We start from the raw sequence: 17,218 nt of genomic DNA, 5'->3' as shown, positions 1-17,218 counted from the left end.
CAATCGTCATATCGCGCTTAGCTCTGCGCAAATTGGCCGAGTTTTCCGGCAAAGAAAGTCAGCGCGTCTCCATCCGCCATGCTGACCTTCAGAACTTTGCCCACCACGATCACATGATCGCCCGCATCGTGATAAGCGTGCTGCTCGCACTCGAACCGGGCAAGACTGCCCGGCAACAACGGGGTGCCGTTTTCACACCGGTCATGCTCGATATCACGCAGCGCGTGGGCGTCTTTCGAACACCCAAAGCATAGCTCGGCCTGTTCGGCAGACAGAACATGCACGCTGAAATGACGTGCCTCTTGGAAATAGCGGAACCGGCGCGAGTTGCGGTCTCCGGCCCACATCACCAAGGCTGGGTCCAGCGACAGGGACGAAAAGCTGTTGGCAGTAATACAGATCGGGCCATCTTCGCTGTCGCAGGTCACGACGGTAACACCCGTGGCAAAACGGCCAAAGGCATCACGCAGGGTGCGCGTGTCGTCTTTATGCGGGACGAATGTATGGTTCATATCGCGCGAGATTGCATTCATCATGGCACCTCATGTCCCAGCGCCGCCTCATACAGGCGGTACCAGCTTTCACGATCCAGCTTGACCTTCAAAGCATCCGAGACGCGCTTGATGCGGCCCAGATTATTTGTGCCCAGAACCGGTAGGATGTTTGCCGGATGCGCGAGCAGGAAGGCAACGGCCACTGCGGCTCGGTCCACGCCGAATTCTGCGGCGATCTCATCCGCTACAACACCGACCGGAGGGTTCCCGGCCATCAAAAGGCCGCCGCCAAGCGGGGACCACGCCATCAGCGGATGTCCATACTGCTGATGGAACGCCAGATCACCGTTAGTGAACGGGCCGATTTCTCCAAGCGAGATTTCAATCTGATTGGTGACCAACTGGGTTTTCATTGCCGACTGCAGCAGAGACCAATCCCAAGGGCGGAAGTTTGACACGCCTACAGCCCCGACCTTGCCACTCGCAACCACCTCGTCCAGCGCTGCACCGGTTTCAGTGTGGTCCATCATTGGATCAGGGCGGTGGATCAATAGCAGGTCGATGTGGTCAATCGCCATTTCCGACAGAGACGTATCCACCGATTTCAGAATATGCGCGCGCGATGTGTCGTAGTATTTGACCTTGGCCTCCGCATAGCGACCCATTGGCGCGACGATGTCACATTTGGTGACGATCTCCATCTTCTGGCGCAGGCTGGGATTGGCGCGCAAGGCGTTGCCCAGAACAGCTTCGGCTGCGTATCCACCGTAGATATCTGCCTGGTCGAAGGTGGTGATCCCTTGATCCAGACAAGCCTGTATCTTGGCCTCGACATGCGCTGTCGAGGTGTCACTGTCATCACCCAAGCGCCACATGCCATAGACAAGGCGGCTCATTTCCAGCGTGTCAGATAGTTTCACACGTTGCATTAGCGACGAACTCCGTTGCCCAGCGGGGTCGCCGGGGTGGTTGCTGGCACGCGTCCGTAGGCTTCGGGAAGCGAGCAGGTTTTCAGGTTGGGCATCACGCGGGCGCCAAAATGCTTGGCCTCGTCCATGTGCGGATAGCCCGAGAAGATGAAGGCGCGGATGCCCATCTTCTGATACTCTTCAATCTTAGACATAACTTGATCGGTCGAACCGACCAGCGCTGCACCACAGCCCGAACGCGCGCGACCGACGCCGGTCCACAGGCCGGGTTCGACATAGCCATATTCATCCGCCAGATCACGGTTCTTGGATTGATGCGCCACACCCAACGATGTCGCGTCCAACGCCCTCTCGCGGATCGCGCGACCGTATTCGTCATCCAGTTTCGAAACGATGTAGTCGGCGTATTCCTGTGCCTCAGCCTCGGTATCGCGAACAATCATGTGGACGCGCAGACCGTAATCCAGAGTACGATTGTAATTCTCGGCAACGGCATGAACGGCTTTCATCCTCTCGGCCAACTGATCCTTGGTTTCCGGCCACATCAGATAGACATCGCAATGCTCGCCACACAGGTCCAAAGCAGACGGGGAGTAGCCGCCAAAATACAGAAGTGGCCCACCAGCCTGGTAAGGCCGGGCCGGGTCCGTAGTCAGGCTCGAAAAATTGTAGACCTCGCCCGCATGGTTAATCTCATCCTGCGTCCAGGCCTGTTTCAGGATTTCCACCACTTCGCGCGAGCGTTGATATCGGAAAGCGCTATCGGCTTTTTCACCGGGAAAATCGGACGAGATGATATTGACCGTCAACCGCCCCTTAAGCATGTGGTCCAGCGTCGCGATGGTGCGGGCCAGCATGATGGGCTGCATCTCACCACAGCGCACGGCGGCCAGTAGGTTGATTTTTTCGGTAATCGGCGCGCACCCAGCGACAAAGCTCAGGGTGTCCTGTCCGACCTGATATGACGATGGGCAAAGGATGTTGCGAAATCCTTGCGCCTCGGCCTCTTTAACGATGCCCGAGCAATGCTCCCAACTGGATCGCAGATCACCATCGGGCACACCCAGAAACTGGTAGTCATCCGAGCAGAGCGCTGCAAACCACGAAACCTCGGCCGCATCCAGGTCGGGGGATGTGATGGGGACGATGGTCATTTGATTCACGCTCCGTACATCTTTGACTTTCCTCTTGCGTAGCAAGCGCATTGATGTAGATCAATAGTATATCAATTTTTCCTGCGACCGAGTGAAGCGCCCTTAATGTCCTCCAACAGCCGCAACCCAAATGCCCTGCCGATCTATGTCCAGATCTCAGAGCTGCTGATCCGAGATATCGCGGCGGGTCGCCTGATTGATGGTGAGCGTCTTCCGCCCGAACGAGACATGGCTTCGAACCTGAATGTCTCGGTCGGGACCTTGCGAAAATCCCTAGCCGAGCTTGAGAAAAAAGGCATGCTGGAGCGTATTCAAGGTTCGGGCAATTACATCCGCGAGACTGGAACGCAGAACAGCGTCTATGCGATGTTCCGGCTGGAATTACCCGAAGGCGGCGGGTTGCCGCGCGCTGATATCCTATCGGTTGATCATCTGCAAAAGCCCGCAGACCTGCCGGAATTCGGCCTGTCTGATCACGGTTCGCGGGTGCGCCGGATGCGCTATTTGAATGACACAATCATCGCGATCGAGGAAATCTGGCTGGACGAATCGGCTGGGACCATCGACCAGAACCTGCTGTCCGACTCACTTTATCGCTATTACCAGCAACAGCTTGGCTTCTGGATTACACGGGCTGAGGATCGCGTTTCCATCGGTTCATTGCCCGACTGGACGCCTGAAGGCTTCACCAAATCTGCCGGACACAAGGTCGGTTACATCGAACGGTTCAGCTGGTCTGAGAAAGCCAAACCTGTCGAGTTTTCTAAAACATGGTTCGATCCGGATCGGGCCAAATACGTTCAACGCCTGAAGTAAAAGGAACTGCGCATGACCCGGACCACCAACTACGGGCTGATCGGATGCGGCATGATGGGGCAGGAACACCTGCACAACATTGCTCTGCTTGAGGGCACACGCGTCGCCGCAATCTTCGAACCTGACCCGGAGATGGCGCAAAAGACGCAGGCGATTGAGCCCAATGCGAAGATGGTGTCTTCCATTCAGGATCTTCTGGCGGTCAGTGATTTGGACTGTCTGGTCATCGCCAGCCCCAACCACCTGCATGTCGATCAACTGGTCGAGATTGCGGAAACCCGCCCTCTGCCCCTGTTGATCGAGAAACCGTTATTCACCGACCCCGCCGATCTTGCCCGGCTTGAGAAACTGGAACGCATTTACCCTCACCCGATCTGGGTAGCGATGGAATATCGCTATATGCCCCCTATCGCAGCGCTGATCGAGGAAGCAGCGACCGCCAGTGGTGAGATCAAAATGCTCTCGATCCGCGAACACCGTTTCCCGTTTCTTGAAAAGGTCGACAACTGGAACCGGTTCAACCGCAACACCGGCGGTACGTTCGTTGAAAAGTGTTGCCACTTCTTCGATCTCATGCGCCTGATCCTGCAATCAGATCCGGTTCGGGTTTCGGCAAGCGGTGGCCAGGCCGTCAATCACTTGGACGAAGACTATAACGGCGATACTCCGGATATTCTGGACCACGGCTATGTCATTCTCGATTTCGCCTCAGGCGCGCGCGCGATGCTCGAGCTTTGCATGTTCGCCGAGGGGTCGCGGTATCAGGAAGAAATCTCGGCCATTGGGCCCAATGCTAAGATCGAAGCGCTTGTGCCCGGCCCGGGCCGGTTCTGGCCCGAACATCTGGGCGACGCTCCGGTACCACAGCTGATCATCAGCCCCCGCGCACCGAAAGGTCCAATCCAGAGAGAGATCCCGGTTGATCCCGAGTTATTGGCGGCTGGCGACCACAATGGCTCGACTTATTATCAGCACAAAGGTTTTCTGGAGTTGATCCGGGGTGAGCGCGCCAAACCCGAGGTCTCTCTGGGTGATGGGATTTGGGCCGTACGCATCGGTCTTGCGGCGCAGCAAGCATCCGAACAGGGCCAAACAATCAACCTGTCTGGATAGTCATCAGGGTTAGAAGATCACGTTCAGCATCAACAGCGAGACGATCAGAAATATGATCGTCATGACGCCGCCGGAACGCACGAAATCCATAACCTTGTACCCTGCGGGCCCCATGATCAGCGCGTTGACCTGGTGGGTCGGGATAATGAAACTGTTCGAGGTCGAAATCGCGACGGTTAACGCAAAGACAGCGGGGTTGCCACCGGCGGCAACCGCGATTGAAACCGCAAGGGGCACCAGCAGAACGGTGGCCCCGACATTCGACATCACCAGCGAAAACGCTGTCGCCAGAATGGCAACTCCGGCCTGAAGCGCCCAGATTGGCCATCCGTCCAGGATGATCATGATCTGTTGCGCAATCCATGCTGCAGTTCCCGTATTCTGCACCGCTTGCCCCAATGGGATCAGGCAGGCCAAGAGAAAGACCGTGTTCCACCCGACCGCGCGGTAGGCCTCGTCCACGCTCAACACGCGGGTCAGCATCATACCCGCAGCACCCGTCAGCAGGCAAAGCGACAACCGCACATCTGTGAATAGAATTAGCGATAAAGAGATCACGAAAAACAAAAGCGCCCAGCCAACCTTTTGCGGGCGTAATTCGTCTTGCGGGAAATCAGACGTGACCACAACAAAATCCGGGTCACGCTTGATCCGCATCAGGTTGTCCCAACGGGTATGGGCAACCAACATGTCACCGGCCTTGAACTTCTCAAGACCGATTTGCGTGGATTCGTGTGTCTCTGTTTCGACATGGCTTAGCGTTTCCTCCCCCCGATGGATGGCGAGCAGAGACATTCCGTAAGTTTTCCGAAACAGCAACTCCCTCGGGCATTTGCCGATCAGCTTGCTCTCGGGCGTCACGACCACCTCTGCGACCCCGGCATTTGTGGGTGCAAACTCTTCGACAAATACATCCAGATCCGGCAGAACGGTCAGCCCGTACTTTTCAGCAAATTCTTCGACAACCCAACGCCGCCCCACAATCGCCAATCGGCATGGCGCGGCGATCTCGGCTGTCAGCACCTGAACCATCGAGGTCTTGCCGCGATAAAAGGTCGAGATGATATAGAGGTGATTTTCAAAGTTGATGTCGGCCAGAATTTGCCCAACCAGAGGGCTGTCGGCCGGTACAACAACCTCAAACACGTCGGCTTTCAGCCCATAAACCCGCTGAAGATATTCCTGCGTCCCGCGCCCGGTACCGGTGCTTTCAGAACCTGAATCGCCCGGCAAAACCCATCGCCCAAGCAACAGGAAATACGCGATACCCGTCAAAATCAGCACCGCACCTATGGGTGTGACCGAGAACAACCCAAAAGGCTCCATACGCTGTGCTTCAGGCAAACCTTCATTCGCAGTTTGGATCAGATCATTCAGAAGGATCAGCGGAGAAGAGCCCACCATAGTCATTGTGCCACCCAATATGGCGCAAAACCCCATCGGCATTAGCAATCGCGACAGCGGGATCCCTGATCGAGATGAGATCCGGCTAACCACAGGAAGGAACAAAGCCGCGGCACCGACATTCTGCATGAATGACGAGATGACACCGACGGTGCCTGAAATGATGGGTAGAACCCGTCCTTCCGACTTGCCACCATATTTCAGGATAACAGAGGCGACTTTGTTCATCAGCCCTGTCTTGTCCAGCCCCGCACCAACGATCATTACTGCAATGATCGAAATGACCGCATTCGACGCAAATCCGTCAAACAGATGCGGTACATCTGCCAGATTCTCAAGGCCGGGCGCATAACTCAGCAGACCAACAATGACCAAAACGAGAATAGCGGAAAGATCGATCCGGACGATTTCAGACACAAACAGGAAAACAGTGAACGCCAAAAGCCCCGACACCACGGCCATCTCATAGGTAAATGCCAATTGCTCCACAGGGGTCACCGGGCTTCAATCGTAAACTTAATTAGCATTTCTAGGCAATTGCCCGGTGTCTGTCATGGTTTTTGTGATCGTGGTGCAAAATCAAAACCATTATCAGGTTGTACCCGCCTCCATATCGAAAGATCTAAACATAACAAACATCCCGCAATTAGCGCCACAGACAGATCGCCATTTTGTAGAATAGCGTGGATGGTCGCTAATCGTTCCGTCAAACAGCTGACTCCAGTATGTCGCGGGCAGCGCACTGTTGAGCATTTGGATCAAGCTCGGCCAAAGCAGCGCGGAAATCTCGCCCCCACAAATGGAACCCAAATGTGGTGGGTGTCACAAAATCTGAAAGCCGGGTTCCTGCTTGAAACAACGCAGGTATTTCTCGACTGGAAATATGGTAAAATGCGGTGCTGTCATGAGCGTATTTGCGTTCGCCTGACATATTCAATGCAGTTGTCAAAGCTCTTGGGCCAGTTGACCCCCAACGCAAGCGCCCAAAAGGTTTCTCGCGTTGCGACTCAACCGCCGCGTTCAATCCCAAAAGTGCTGGCGAATCCTTCCAGGCCTCAGAGGCCAACTGGTCCTCCTCAAACACCTCTCCCAACAGGGCAAGCGATTTACTATGCGCCGGAAGCCCAAAAACCGCATTATTCACGAGTGAATGATACGTTTGATGCCGTGGAAGATCCGGCAAAACACAGCCAACACAAAAACCTGCACGAGATTCAGCCGAAGCCATGAGCCTCTCGGCCGAAGCGACCATGTACATATCGGTATCGAGCCAGATCATGCCGGTCTTACTAATCAAATGATACCTGAATATGTCTGCGTGTATCGCCGGGCTTTTGTGCCTTACATGCCGAATGACCCTGCCTGGCTCATATATTTCTCTCGCATCAAAATACTCCACCCCTTCTGGCAGGTTTCGGATCGGCTCGTAAGAAAAGACAATAGGATTATAACCAAAGTCCTTCATGGAATTGAGGCAAGCACGTTCCAGTTTTCCCGGCTCTCCCCCCATCCAGAGTGTCCCAAATTTTTGGTCCTTCTCTTGCTCGCTTCGCTTCTTGGGCAACGCGGCATTCTTTGGTTCTCTCTTTGGCTTTAAGTGCAGCCAACGCATTGGGTATCTACGTCCCTCGGATGCAAGCACCCAAGTCAAATCGTCTGGCATTTGCAACTCATTCCGAAGCTGCAAAAGATCGCGTTTTGTATCGTCAACCAATTCGACATCAAATAAGACCTGTGCGTCGCGAATTAGCCTTTCTTCTTTTTCGTTGCCCAACCAAACACCACTGGAGTGCAACTCGATCAGAAACTCTGAAGACTTGAATTCACTAAGAAATTCGAAGGTTAAAAGTTCGAACTCACCGCCTTCGATATCAATCAAGAAAAACAAATCCTGAGGCTGATACCTACTAGACACCAGTTCGCGAATTGACGTTTCCGTAGCGGTGGTAGCAATCTCGACCCTGTCGCGAACACTATTCACGTGCAGGGTCTTACGGATGATCTGTCGAGCTTTGCGTCTTTGTTCGAAACATAGGCTTCGCTCGAAATGGCCCGCTTGCACCAAACCAACGCCCCAATAGCCATCTGCCGCCCCAAGATCGACGAGTATCGGCTTTGTGCTTTCCACGAAAATAGGTTGATTTTGTTGTTCGTAGATCCCCAGCAATTTCGTGAACAAATCTGCTTGCCCCCAACTGCTTTCTTCAAGCAACCGGAAACCGCGGAGGCAGCCGCCCATGACGTATCCACCACTTTCCTTAAATAGTTGGTTACCTATGTCCCTCCGATACTGGACGATCTGACGCTTTAACTGCCGCAATTCTTTTGGAGATTTGCTCGGACGCATGGAACGCTCTTGATAGAACCGAAATTTGGACCTTTTCTAGCGCAAATGTCTAATAGCGAAACCATCTCCCAACTTGTCGGCACTATTTGTGACATCAATGCAGCGGCAACGCGGAACAAAAAAAAACCGACCAACACCTGTTGGCCGGGTTTTCTGAGAGTATTTCGAAGAACTTATTCGCCCGCAGCAGCCGCCACGTCCAAAGTTACACCCGGGCCCATCGTCGAGCTCAGTGCGATTTTCTTCATGTATGTACCTTTGGCGCCCGACGGCTTGGCTTTGGCCACAGCCGAGATGAAGGCGCGGACGTTTTCCACCAGCTTGGCTTCGTCAAACGACGCTTTGCCAACACCGGCGTGCACAACGCCACCTTTTTCCGCCTTGAACTGAACTTCACCACCTTTGGCTGCTTCCACGGCCGCTTTCACGTCCATGGTTACGGTGCCAACCTTGGGGTTCGGCATCAGGTTGCGGGGCCCCAGAACCTTACCCAGACGGCCGACGATCGGCATCATGTCCGGAGTTGCAATGCAGCGATCGAATTCGATGGTGCCGCCCTGAATGGTTTCCATCAGGTCCTCTGCGCCAACGATATCTGCGCCAGCTTCTTTTGCTTCGTCAGCTTTCGGGCCGCGAGCGAAAACAGCAACGCGCATCGCTTTACCGGTGCCGTTCGGCAGGCCAACAACGCCGCGAACCATCTGGTCTGCGTGACGGGTGTCAACGCCCAGGTTCAGAGCGATCTCGATGGTCTCATCGAATTTCGAAGTTGCGTTGCCTTTGACCAGGGAAACAGCTTCTTCAACCGACAGGTTTTCCTTGCCAGCGACAGCTTCGCGCGCGGCGCGGGTACGTTTACCGAGTTTTGCCATCTTACTTCACCTCGATGCCCATAGAGCGGGCCGAGCCCAGGATGATCTGCATTGCGCCTTCCACGTCGTTGGCGTTCAGATCTTTCATTTTGGCTTCGGCGATTTCGCGAACCTGCTTCGAGGTCACGGTTGCCACGGTCTCGCGACCTGGGTTTTCCGCACCGCGGGGGCGGTTACGCTTGCCAACCGGTTTCAGACCAGCCGCTTTTTTCAGGTAATAAGACGCAGGCGGCGTCTTGATGTCCATGGTGAAGGACTTGTCCTGATAGTAGGTGATCACGGTCGGGCACGGAGCGCCGGGCTCCATGTCTGCGGTCTTGGCGTTGAACGCCTTGCAGAATTCCATGATGTTGATGCCGCGCTGACCCAGCGCCGGACCAACTGGCGGCGACGGGTTCGCCTGACCTGCAGGAACCTGCAGTTTCATTGTACCAGCAAGCTTCTTGGCCATTTGGTTTTCCTTTCAACTTAGGCAGGACGCGTCCCACCCAGATTATGTTGCGTGGTCCGGTCCAAGATCGCGATCTCAGTAACCTCCCACGAGAGAATCTCGCCCGAAGACGATAGTGGCGGCGTTTACAGTGGAACGAAGACGTTGGCAAGTGGCCGACGACCAATTGGACCATATCGAATCGCGCTTCGCAGCATCGAGAGTGAGTTCCATGGATGAGCGGCCTCGCCACCAACGTCGCGTGAACAGCTAACTATCCCATAGCTCGACAGAAATTCCAGATACTCCGCGCACAAGCAGCCAATTGTCGCCGGTTTCACCCGCGCGTGCTTAGCTGTGATATACTCAGCGAAATTAGTGATTTTTGAGTGGAGGTTAATTATGATCGTTCGTTTTATTCTATCGTTGGGTATCGCTATATCTATTGCAGCAATAGCCCCTCAGAATGCGCGCGCTGACGCTGGGGATTTCATCGGCGGTGCTGTCGTCGGAGGGGTCGCTGGATATCTTATTGGCAAAGATCAGCAAAAAAAGAAGACACAGTCATCGACAGCGACCCGAACCTACCGGCAAGGTATCCCATCCACCACTCAAGGGGCGCAAACCCAAACGGCACTGAATTACTTTGGCTACAATGCCGGTCGTGTTGACGGTCAGGTCGGGCGTGGCACGCGCTCCGCCATCGAACGTTATCAGGCCTCAATGGGTTATCCCGTAAATGGGCATGACTTTCAGCCTTATCAATATGACTTCCTGCAGCAGGCTTATTACTGGGCGACAAGCGGTGGACAGGCAGCCACGCAGCTCTCGGGTCAACCGCTGTTGATGGAGTACCGCCGACAGGTTCAATCAGGATCTTCTCTGGCTGCGGCACCTCAGGCTCCAGCTCAGGCTATTCCGGTTATCAAGCCCCAAGATACCGAACCCGCAGCGAACACCACTGAAACAACGTCTGCGAGCCTGCCGAGCCTGTTTTCGGGTGGCACCGGGGGGCCGTCGCTGGCAAATCGTTGCAGCGGGGTGATGCTTCAAACCTCGACCAATGGCGGCTATACGACTCTGTCGAACATGTCTGATCCTGATTTTGCGCTCAGCGAGCAATTTTGCCTTGCCCGCAGCTATGCGATGGCGCGCGGTGAGGATCTGATGCAGGATATCCAGGGTCTGACACCCGATCAGGTATCTGCCCAATGTGCCTCGTATGGTGAGATGCTGGCACCTCAAGTTGACGCTCTGTCTATCAGCTCAAAAACAGAAGCTGAAACCCAGGTTCGCAAAATGGCGCTGGACTCTGGATTGAGCCCCGCAGATCTCGCTGCGACGAGCAAGGTCTGTCTGGCGATGGGCTACCGTCAGGACAACATGGATACTGCCGTTGGCTCTGCGCTCATGCTGGTTGCGATGGGTGAACCCGCCTATGGAGAGTTGGTGGGCCATCACTTGCGCGAGGGCTTTGGCGTGCAGGAGCGTCGCGATCTTGCGATGCAGTGGTATGATGCGAGCCTTTCGGCACTGGATGCCGGTTCGCAGGCTGTCTTCCTGCCGTCCCAGACCGACCGTCCACAACTTTTGCGCGCGGCTATGATCCAATCGCAATAAGACGACACGCAATTCGGTATCGGCCCCTGTAGGTTTCAAAACGCGCCGCGTCGCTAGCTGCGTTGCGGCGCTTATTCCGGTCGCGTAGCATGGCCCAACTCGTGATCGCGCGCCTTTCAATCTGGGATGAGAGCCTCTCCCCAATTATTGTGACCGCAACTACGCTCAACGCGGAGTACCTTGGGGCGGAGTTTTGATACATTCACCCGCTTTTCAAATAGCCAAGCGTCTTTTGTGGAATATTGTGCTATCGATTGGCCATCCAAAGTGCTGGGCCGACAACAGCCCGAAAAAGGGAAATCAATGATGAATACGACAGGCAGAGCAATGGCAATTGCCGTGCTGGCAGCCTCGGTCGGCACCGCGCACGGAGAAACCGCCGAGATCAATGGGTCTGATATCTATTATGAAACCGTCGGAGACGGGCCGCCAATTCTGATGATGCACGGCGGCCTCGGCCTGAGCCATGATTACCTGAGACCCTATTTCGATACCTTGTCCGATACGCATACGGTTATTTACTATGACCATTTTGGCAATGGTCGTTCGGGCAGACCCGACGATTATTCTGAAATGACCTTTGACCGCCTGGTATCAGATGCCGCCGGGCTGATGGATCATCTGGGGCACGATAATTTCACGCTGATCGGTCATTCCTATGGTGGATTTGTCGCTCAGGATTTTGTCACTCGACATCCGGATCGGCTGGAGGGGCTTGTATTGATCAATACGGTCCCCGCGTTTGACTATGCGCCAACGATTTCCGGGCCAGACGAGCAAATGGCGGCTTTTGGGAAGTTGTTCAGCCAGCCCATGGCCGACAACGACGATTGGCGGTCAACTTGGGGCGAAGTCGTGAAGCTCTACTTCAAGCAATACCAAGAAGATACTGGCGCGGATCTGGATGATCGAACCGTCTATGAATATCAGGCCTGGAATGCCGCTGGCCCTCTTCTGGGCACATTCAACATGCTGGATAAACTGCCTGATGTGACTGTGCCTACTCTTGCGATGGCTGGTCAGCATGATGGCATTACGCCTCCCGGTCCTGGGGCCGAAAGAATTGGCTCATTGATGCCCAACGCCACTGTCGTGGTTTTCGAAGAATCTGCCCATTACCCATTCATAGAAGAGCAGGATGCCTTTTTTGCCAGTCTGAACGAATGGCTGAACCGATAGCAGAAACAGGCGGCGCCCTCGGGCACCGCTTTTGATTTTTTCAGGCAGAGCCCGAACAGGCGCGGCAGCCTACGGAGACCCAAATATGTTTGGGTTGTTTGGTCAAAGATCGATTTTGAGACCCGTTCGATCACGTACCAGTCCCTGATAGTCGATTCCATTAGTCACAGCGCCATCTTCGCGTGCTACTTGCGGTCTCGGACTAAGACCGCCACAATTTTATCCAACGCGGAACGAACCTGACCCAGCATTCTATCGCGAGAGGCTTATATTGCCCCCAGCATCCGAAGCGAACCAGCAACAGAACAAGGTTGATGCTCTGATCGAGTGGATGGTTGACGGAGCCCGACCAGCTGGAAATGCGGTCGAGATTATTGAAGGTATCTGCACGCGTCTGCTGGAAGCTGATGTGGCCATTGATCGGTTCGGTTTGTTCATTTGGACGCTGCACCCCAATCTGATGGGCCGGCGTTTCCTGTGGAAAGCAGGCGCTGGCGTCGACAGGGTCGATGCGCCGTCACAACTGTTTACTACGGCTGTTTATACCGATAACCCCTTGCCACACGTGATCGAGCGTCAGCAATCCATCCGTCGCCATCTGGAAGATCCAAACTGCCCCCAGGACTACATTATCGTCAGCGAACTGCGCGAGCAGGGATTCACGGACTACCTGGCGCAGCCGCTGATCTACCTCAATGGCGATACCCATGTCTGCACTTGGTCAAGTGCTACACCCGGAGGGTTTTCAGAGCGAGATCTGGCAGTCCTGAACCGGGTTCGCGGTCCGCTCGCGCGCCTGACCGAGACATATATGCTGCGACTCGACGCGACTTACCTGCTATCGACCTATGTTGGCCGTAACAGCGGCGCGCAGATACTCGATGGCAAGGTGCATCGCGGTGATGGCAGCACAATCGATGCCGTTATTCTGTTTGCTGACCTCAAGGGATTCACACATCTTTCAAATTCTGTATCCGGCGATGCACTGGTTAGGCTGCTGAATGACAGCTTTGACTGCCTTGTTCCTTCGGTGATGGATCAGGGAGGAGAGATTCTGAAATTCATGGGCGACGGCTTTTTTGCCATCTTCCCAACCAACTCGGACCATACCCCGAGCACTCAGATCACAGCCGCCATTACAGCAGTCCGCGAGGGTTTGGCGTCGCTGACCAATGCCGACTTCCAGCACAAGCTTGGCGTACGGACTGCAATCCATCACGGTCGTTTCCACTATGGCAATATAGGTGGCGGTGATCGGCTGGACTTCACGGCCATCGGCCCCGATGTCAATTTAACAGCCAGACTTGTGTCGGCGGCGACAGAACTGAATTGTGATCACGTCCTATCCGAAACCGCCGCTGCGTTTTTGCCAAAACTCTGCGAACCGGTCGGGACCGTGTCACTTAAGGGGTTTGGCGAAGATCAAACCGTTTGGCAGGTGAGTGGCCCGTAAACGCAAAAAAGGGTGCCGATAAGGCACCCCATCCAGTGGTTCAAAGAAACCAATCAGCTCTGCTTGGTCACCTGAGTGAAGTCCAGCTCGACCGGAGTTTCGCGGCCAAAGATCGAGACCGACACCTTCAGCTTCTGCGCCTCGTCGTCCACACCTTCGACCATGCCGTCGAAATCCTCGAACGGGCCGTCGTTGACCTTGACCTTCTCGCCAACCTCGAAGGTGATCATCAGCTTGGGCGCTTCTTCGCCTTCCTGAACGCGGTTGAGGATCTGGTTCACCTCAGCATCGCGCATCGGCATCGGGCGGCCCTGCGGGCCCAGGAATCCAGTGACGCGGTTGATCGAGTTCACAAGGTGATAACCCTGATCCGACATTTCCATGTGCACCAGCACATAGCCGGGCATGAAACGACGTTCGGTGGTGACCTTCTTGCCCCGGCGCACTTCGATCACCTCTTCGGTGGGCACCAGAACTTCGTCGATATCGTCCTCAAGGCCCTGTTCAGCCACCGACGTGCGGATCTGCTCTGCGATCTTCTTTTCGAAATTCGAAAGAACGCTGACCGAGTACCACCGTTTCGCCATGAACCTGTCGTCCTTGTTTGCCTTTGGCGCGTTCGAACCAGGCGAAGCACCGTCATTGAAATTCTATCACGTCACCCGGAATAAAAAGCGGCGCGCAGCTCGAATCGCCGCACGCCCATTCCGAATAGTTCCGTGTCACCTACTCTGACACAGCGCGCTGTGCAAGGGGCAATGGCGTTTCCACCCGCCCCGAACGGGCTTAGCTGAACGCGCCTAGGACCAGTTGCAGACCACCACGAATGCCCAGATCGACCAGTGCAAAAAACACAGCAGTCAGCGCTGCCATGATGAACACCATGACCGTGGTCAACAGCACCTCGCGACGGGTCGGCCAGACGACCTTTGCAACTTCGGCTCGGACCTGCTGAATGAACTGGATCGGGTTTGTGGTTGCCATGAGGCTACAATCTCTCTGCTTGCGGATGGGCCGGACATAGCCGGGCATTGCGGCAATTTCAAGGGCTGTTGGCACCGCGTCAGGGCTTGGGCTTGTCATCCCATTCGTCGCTGAGGATGCGGCGCGCATCACCTTCGGGATCTTCATACTGGTTCGAGCGCACGGTGTAGATAAAGGCGATAAGACCAACTGCGCCCAAAAGCAGCGAAATCGGGATCAGATAAGCAAGCACTTCCATCGGGGTTACCTCAGCCGCAAGGCGTTCAGTGACACCGTAATCGACGAGGTCGACATCGCCAAGGCTGCGATCAGAGGGGTTGCCAATCCGGCGACGGCCAGCGGGACAGCGATCACGTTATAGACAGTGGCAATGCGGAAGTTCTCGCGAATCCGGCGCGTCGCCTTGACAGCAGTTTCGCAGGCCTCGGCAATCGGGGACAGATCGTTGCCCAGAAGCACGATATCCGACGCCACCCGCGCGGCATCCAAGGCGCTGGCAGGAGAGATGGATACATGCGCTGCCGCCAGTGCGGCCGTATCGTTCAGCCCATCGCCGACCATCAGAACGCGCCGACCCTGATCGCTCAGTTCCTGCACCTTGGCGGCTTTGTCCTGAGGCAAGGCTTGGGCGATCCAGTTCTGGATGCCAAGCTTGTCAGCCAAGGCCTGAACTGCGGGGTGCGTGTCGCCGGATATCAGGATGACGTCTTTTCCCGCCTTTCGAAACGCGGCGATGGCTTCGGCGGCACCCGCGCGCAGGCTGTCCGTAAATGTAAAGCGCGAAGGGGTTTGCGACCCTATGGCCAGCCAAGCTGCGGTCTGCTCACAATCTTTGCCTCCGACCCAGGCAGCACGACCCAGCCGGACGCGCTGTTCATGATACATGCCTTCGGTGCCATAGCCCGGCACCTCAACCACATCACGCAATGTCGCAGGCTTTATCCCCGCCCCACGCGCCGCCTTTGCAAGGGCAATCGACAGCGGATGGGAAGAGGCCTCAGCCAATGCCAGCGCGACTTCCAGATCAGCGCGGGAATGATCACCGAGATTGGTCAGCTCGGGTGCCCCTGAAGTGAGCGTACCGGTCTTGTCGAACACCACCGTGTCCACCTCGGCAAGGCGTTCAAGGGCGGTGGCGTGTTTGATCAGCATCCCGTTGCGGAATAACCGGCCCGAAGCCGCTGTGGTTACTGCTGGCACCGCCAGCCCCAATGCGCAGGGGCACGTGATGATCAAAACCGCCGCTGCGATGTTCAGCGCGGTGCGAATATCGCCGGAATAGATATACCATCCTAAAAAGCTGAGCGCCGAAAGGATGTGCACCCCTGGCGCATAAAGCTTGGCCGCCTTGTCTGCCAGCGAGGTATAGCGTGACCGGCCCGACTCTGCGATGGCAACCAGATCGGCCATACGGTGCAGCGAGGTATCCTCGCCGACCGCGGTCGCACGGATGGTCAAGGGGCCGGTCAGGTTGACCTCGCCTGCGCTGACACTTAGCCCAGCTTCGGCAAAGACAGGAAGGGTTTCCCCGGTCAGCAGCGATCGGTCCAGCTCGGACCGGCCCGAGGTAATTTTGCCATCCACCGGCATACGCCCGCCGGGACGAACCAAGATCAGATCACCTACGTGCAGGTTAGCGACGGCGACCTCCTGTTCTGAACCATCCACCAGACGAATGGCGCGGGGGACTTCCAGCGCTGTAAGCTCTTCGGCAGCCGATCGCGCAGCGGCGCGCGTGCGATAATCAAGATACCGGCCCGCCAGCAGGAAGAATGTCAGCGTCAAGGCCGCATCAAAATAGGCGTGTTCACCGCTGAGTGCAGTTTCCCAAAGCGAGGTGACCAGCGCCAGCAGGATCGCCAAAACAATCGGCACATCCATATTCAACCGGCGCACGCGCAGCGCGCTCCAGGCGTTGGCAAAGAATGGTTGGGCCGAAAATGCAATCGCAGGCAAGGCAATCGCTGCCGATATCCAGTGGAACATGTCGCGCGTCGCATCGGTGGCACCAGACCAGACCGAAACCGACAACAGCATCACATTCATCGAGGCAAAACCCGCAACCGCGAGCCGCATCAGAAGATCGCGCCCAGCCTTATCCGATTGCGTGGCCGACAGGGCACCCGGATCCAGTTCGTGTGCTTCAAAACCGGCACGTTCCAGCACTGGTATCAGATCAACCGCACGTGTATCGGGTGTCGCTTTAATCATCGCGCGTTTCAGCGTCAGATTGACCCTCGCACCCTCTACACCGGGATGAGCATTCAACTCGCGTTCGACAGTGGAGATACAGGCCGAGCAATGGATACCTGGCAGCGACAGCGCGATTTGCACGTCCTCGGGGATTGGCCGGGCCGGTTCCGCCGCGGTCGCGACACAACCGGGACAAGCTGCCCGAGCTGGAGTAACTTGCGCTGTCATCC

The 17,218-nt window shown here is 55.8% G+C and carries 16 protein-coding genes; 5 read left to right on the top strand and 11 right to left on the bottom strand.

Annotation, left to right across the window (positions count from 1 at the left end):
• Positions 1-17: 17 nt before the first annotated feature.
• From ACR0JR_RS14135 to ACR0JR_RS14125, 3 genes are read right to left on the bottom strand one after another with little or no spacing between them, the layout of a single operon-like run.
• A complete protein-coding gene (locus ACR0JR_RS14135) occupies positions 18-533 on the bottom strand; it encodes a flavin reductase family protein (protein ID WP_170780773.1) in 516 nt (171 codons plus the stop codon).
• Complete coding sequence (locus tag ACR0JR_RS14130; protein WP_480456676.1) at positions 533-1,423, bottom strand: aldo/keto reductase; 891 nt, start codon at positions 1,421-1,423, stop codon at positions 533-535. Before ACR0JR_RS14130 ends, ACR0JR_RS14135 begins: the two co-directional genes overlap by 1 nt.
• Positions 1,423-2,577 carry an LLM class flavin-dependent oxidoreductase gene (locus tag ACR0JR_RS14125; RefSeq protein WP_170780775.1) on the bottom strand — a complete coding sequence of 385 codons (1,155 nt, stop codon included), beginning with the start codon at positions 2,575-2,577 and terminating at the stop codon, positions 1,423-1,425. The genes ACR0JR_RS14130 and ACR0JR_RS14125 overlap by 1 nt, the downstream gene beginning before the upstream one ends.
• Before the next feature lie 105 nt (positions 2,578-2,682).
• On the opposite strand from ACR0JR_RS14125, the gene ACR0JR_RS14120 reads away from it, so the two are divergent.
• Positions 2,683-3,393, top strand: coding sequence for a GntR family transcriptional regulator (locus tag ACR0JR_RS14120; protein WP_480456674.1), 711 nt, complete (start codon positions 2,683-2,685; stop codon positions 3,391-3,393).
• Positions 3,394-3,405: 12 nt separating this feature from the next.
• On the top strand, positions 3,406-4,506 hold the full coding sequence (locus tag ACR0JR_RS14115) for a Gfo/Idh/MocA family protein (protein ID WP_480456673.1): 1,101 nt from the start codon (positions 3,406-3,408) through the stop codon (positions 4,504-4,506).
• 9 nt (positions 4,507-4,515) lie between these two features.
• Here ACR0JR_RS14115 and ACR0JR_RS14110 read toward each other — a convergent pair whose 3' ends face one another.
• The 4 genes from ACR0JR_RS14110 to rplK form a co-directional block, all read right to left on the bottom strand.
• Positions 4,516-6,372, bottom strand: a complete 1,857-nt coding sequence (locus ACR0JR_RS14110) for an SLC13 family permease (RefSeq protein ID WP_037321196.1) — start codon at positions 6,370-6,372, stop codon at positions 4,516-4,518.
• A 244-nt stretch (positions 6,373-6,616) separates the two neighbouring features.
• The gene (locus tag ACR0JR_RS14105; protein ID WP_480456672.1) at positions 6,617-8,257 is read right to left on the bottom strand and encodes a glycosyltransferase family 32 protein; all 1,641 of its coding nucleotides are present in this window, start codon (positions 8,255-8,257) and stop codon (positions 6,617-6,619) included.
• 173 nt (positions 8,258-8,430) lie between these two features.
• A complete protein-coding gene (gene rplA / locus ACR0JR_RS14100) occupies positions 8,431-9,129 on the bottom strand; it encodes a 50S ribosomal protein L1 (RefSeq protein WP_010440987.1) in 699 nt (232 codons plus the stop codon).
• Position 9,130: 1 nt separating this feature from the next.
• Complete coding sequence (gene rplK / locus ACR0JR_RS14095) at positions 9,131-9,580, bottom strand: 50S ribosomal protein L11 (protein WP_010440985.1); 450 nt, start codon at positions 9,578-9,580, stop codon at positions 9,131-9,133.
• A gap of 381 nt (positions 9,581-9,961) precedes the next feature.
• On the opposite strand from rplK, the gene ACR0JR_RS14090 reads away from it, so the two are divergent.
• The 3 genes from ACR0JR_RS14090 to ACR0JR_RS14080 all read left to right on the top strand — a co-directional run bounded on the left by ACR0JR_RS14090 (position 9,962) and on the right by ACR0JR_RS14080 (position 13,811).
• Positions 9,962-11,179 carry a peptidoglycan-binding domain-containing protein gene (locus tag ACR0JR_RS14090; RefSeq protein WP_480456671.1) on the top strand — a complete coding sequence of 406 codons (1,218 nt, stop codon included), beginning with the start codon at positions 9,962-9,964 and terminating at the stop codon, positions 11,177-11,179.
• Between the two features lie 306 nt (positions 11,180-11,485).
• Positions 11,486-12,358, top strand: coding sequence for an alpha/beta fold hydrolase (locus tag ACR0JR_RS14085; RefSeq protein WP_480456670.1), 873 nt, complete (start codon positions 11,486-11,488; stop codon positions 12,356-12,358).
• A 271-nt stretch (positions 12,359-12,629) separates the two neighbouring features.
• The gene (locus ACR0JR_RS14080) at positions 12,630-13,811 is read left to right on the top strand and encodes an adenylate/guanylate cyclase domain-containing protein (RefSeq protein WP_480456669.1); all 1,182 of its coding nucleotides are present in this window, start codon (positions 12,630-12,632) and stop codon (positions 13,809-13,811) included.
• Positions 13,812-13,864: 53 nt separating this feature from the next.
• On the opposite strand, the gene nusG is transcribed toward ACR0JR_RS14080, so the two are convergent.
• From nusG to ACR0JR_RS14060, 4 genes are all read right to left on the bottom strand, one after another.
• On the bottom strand, positions 13,865-14,398 hold the full coding sequence (gene nusG / locus ACR0JR_RS14075) for a transcription termination/antitermination protein NusG (RefSeq protein WP_010440977.1): 534 nt from the start codon (positions 14,396-14,398) through the stop codon (positions 13,865-13,867).
• 199 nt (positions 14,399-14,597) lie between these two features.
• Positions 14,598-14,795: a preprotein translocase subunit SecE gene (gene secE / locus ACR0JR_RS14070; RefSeq protein WP_010440974.1), complete on the bottom strand. Its 198-nt coding sequence runs from the start codon at positions 14,793-14,795 to the stop codon at positions 14,598-14,600.
• A 79-nt stretch (positions 14,796-14,874) separates the two neighbouring features.
• Positions 14,875-15,033 carry a cbb3-type cytochrome oxidase assembly protein CcoS gene (gene ccoS / locus ACR0JR_RS14065; protein ID WP_010440972.1) on the bottom strand — a complete coding sequence of 53 codons (159 nt, stop codon included), beginning with the start codon at positions 15,031-15,033 and terminating at the stop codon, positions 14,875-14,877.
• A gap of 5 nt (positions 15,034-15,038) precedes the next feature.
• A complete protein-coding gene (locus ACR0JR_RS14060; protein ID WP_480456668.1) occupies positions 15,039-17,216 on the bottom strand; it encodes a heavy metal translocating P-type ATPase in 2,178 nt (725 codons plus the stop codon).
• Positions 17,217-17,218 lie beyond the last annotated feature (2 nt).

The sequence above is a fragment of the Ruegeria sp. AA3 genome, assembly GCF_056542905.1.
Note: the sequence above shows the minus strand (reverse complement) of the source record. Positions and strands in the feature narration are given on the sequence as shown.

Coding starts and splice junctions, on each gene's coding strand:
- ACR0JR_RS14135 (WP_170780773.1), bottom strand. CDS start 533: ATGAATGCAATCTCGCGCGATATGAACCATACATTCGTCCCGCATAAA.
- ACR0JR_RS14130 (WP_480456676.1), bottom strand. CDS start 1,423: ATGCAACGTGTGAAACTATCTGACACGCTGGAAATGAGCCGCCTTGTC.
- ACR0JR_RS14125 (WP_170780775.1), bottom strand. CDS start 2,577: ATGACCATCGTCCCCATCACATCCCCCGACCTGGATGCGGCCGAGGTT.
- ACR0JR_RS14120 (WP_480456674.1), top strand. CDS start 2,683: ATGTCCTCCAACAGCCGCAACCCAAATGCCCTGCCGATCTATGTCCAG.
- ACR0JR_RS14115 (WP_480456673.1), top strand. CDS start 3,406: ATGACCCGGACCACCAACTACGGGCTGATCGGATGCGGCATGATGGGG.
- ACR0JR_RS14110 (WP_037321196.1), bottom strand. CDS start 6,372: ATGGCCGTGGTGTCGGGGCTTTTGGCGTTCACTGTTTTCCTGTTTGTG.
- ACR0JR_RS14105 (WP_480456672.1), bottom strand. CDS start 8,257: ATGCGTCCGAGCAAATCTCCAAAAGAATTGCGGCAGTTAAAGCGTCAG.
- rplA (WP_010440987.1), bottom strand. CDS start 9,129: ATGGCAAAACTCGGTAAACGTACCCGCGCCGCGCGCGAAGCTGTCGCT.
- rplK (WP_010440985.1), bottom strand. CDS start 9,580: ATGGCCAAGAAGCTTGCTGGTACAATGAAACTGCAGGTTCCTGCAGGT.
- ACR0JR_RS14090 (WP_480456671.1), top strand. CDS start 9,962: ATGATCGTTCGTTTTATTCTATCGTTGGGTATCGCTATATCTATTGCA.
- ACR0JR_RS14085 (WP_480456670.1), top strand. CDS start 11,486: ATGAATACGACAGGCAGAGCAATGGCAATTGCCGTGCTGGCAGCCTCG.
- nusG (WP_010440977.1), bottom strand. CDS start 14,398: ATGGCGAAACGGTGGTACTCGGTCAGCGTTCTTTCGAATTTCGAAAAG.
- secE (WP_010440974.1), bottom strand. CDS start 14,795: ATGGCAACCACAAACCCGATCCAGTTCATTCAGCAGGTCCGAGCCGAA.
- ccoS (WP_010440972.1), bottom strand. CDS start 15,033: ATGGAAGTGCTTGCTTATCTGATCCCGATTTCGCTGCTTTTGGGCGCA.
- ACR0JR_RS14060 (WP_480456668.1), bottom strand. CDS start 17,216: ATGACAGCGCAAGTTACTCCAGCTCGGGCAGCTTGTCCCGGTTGTGTC.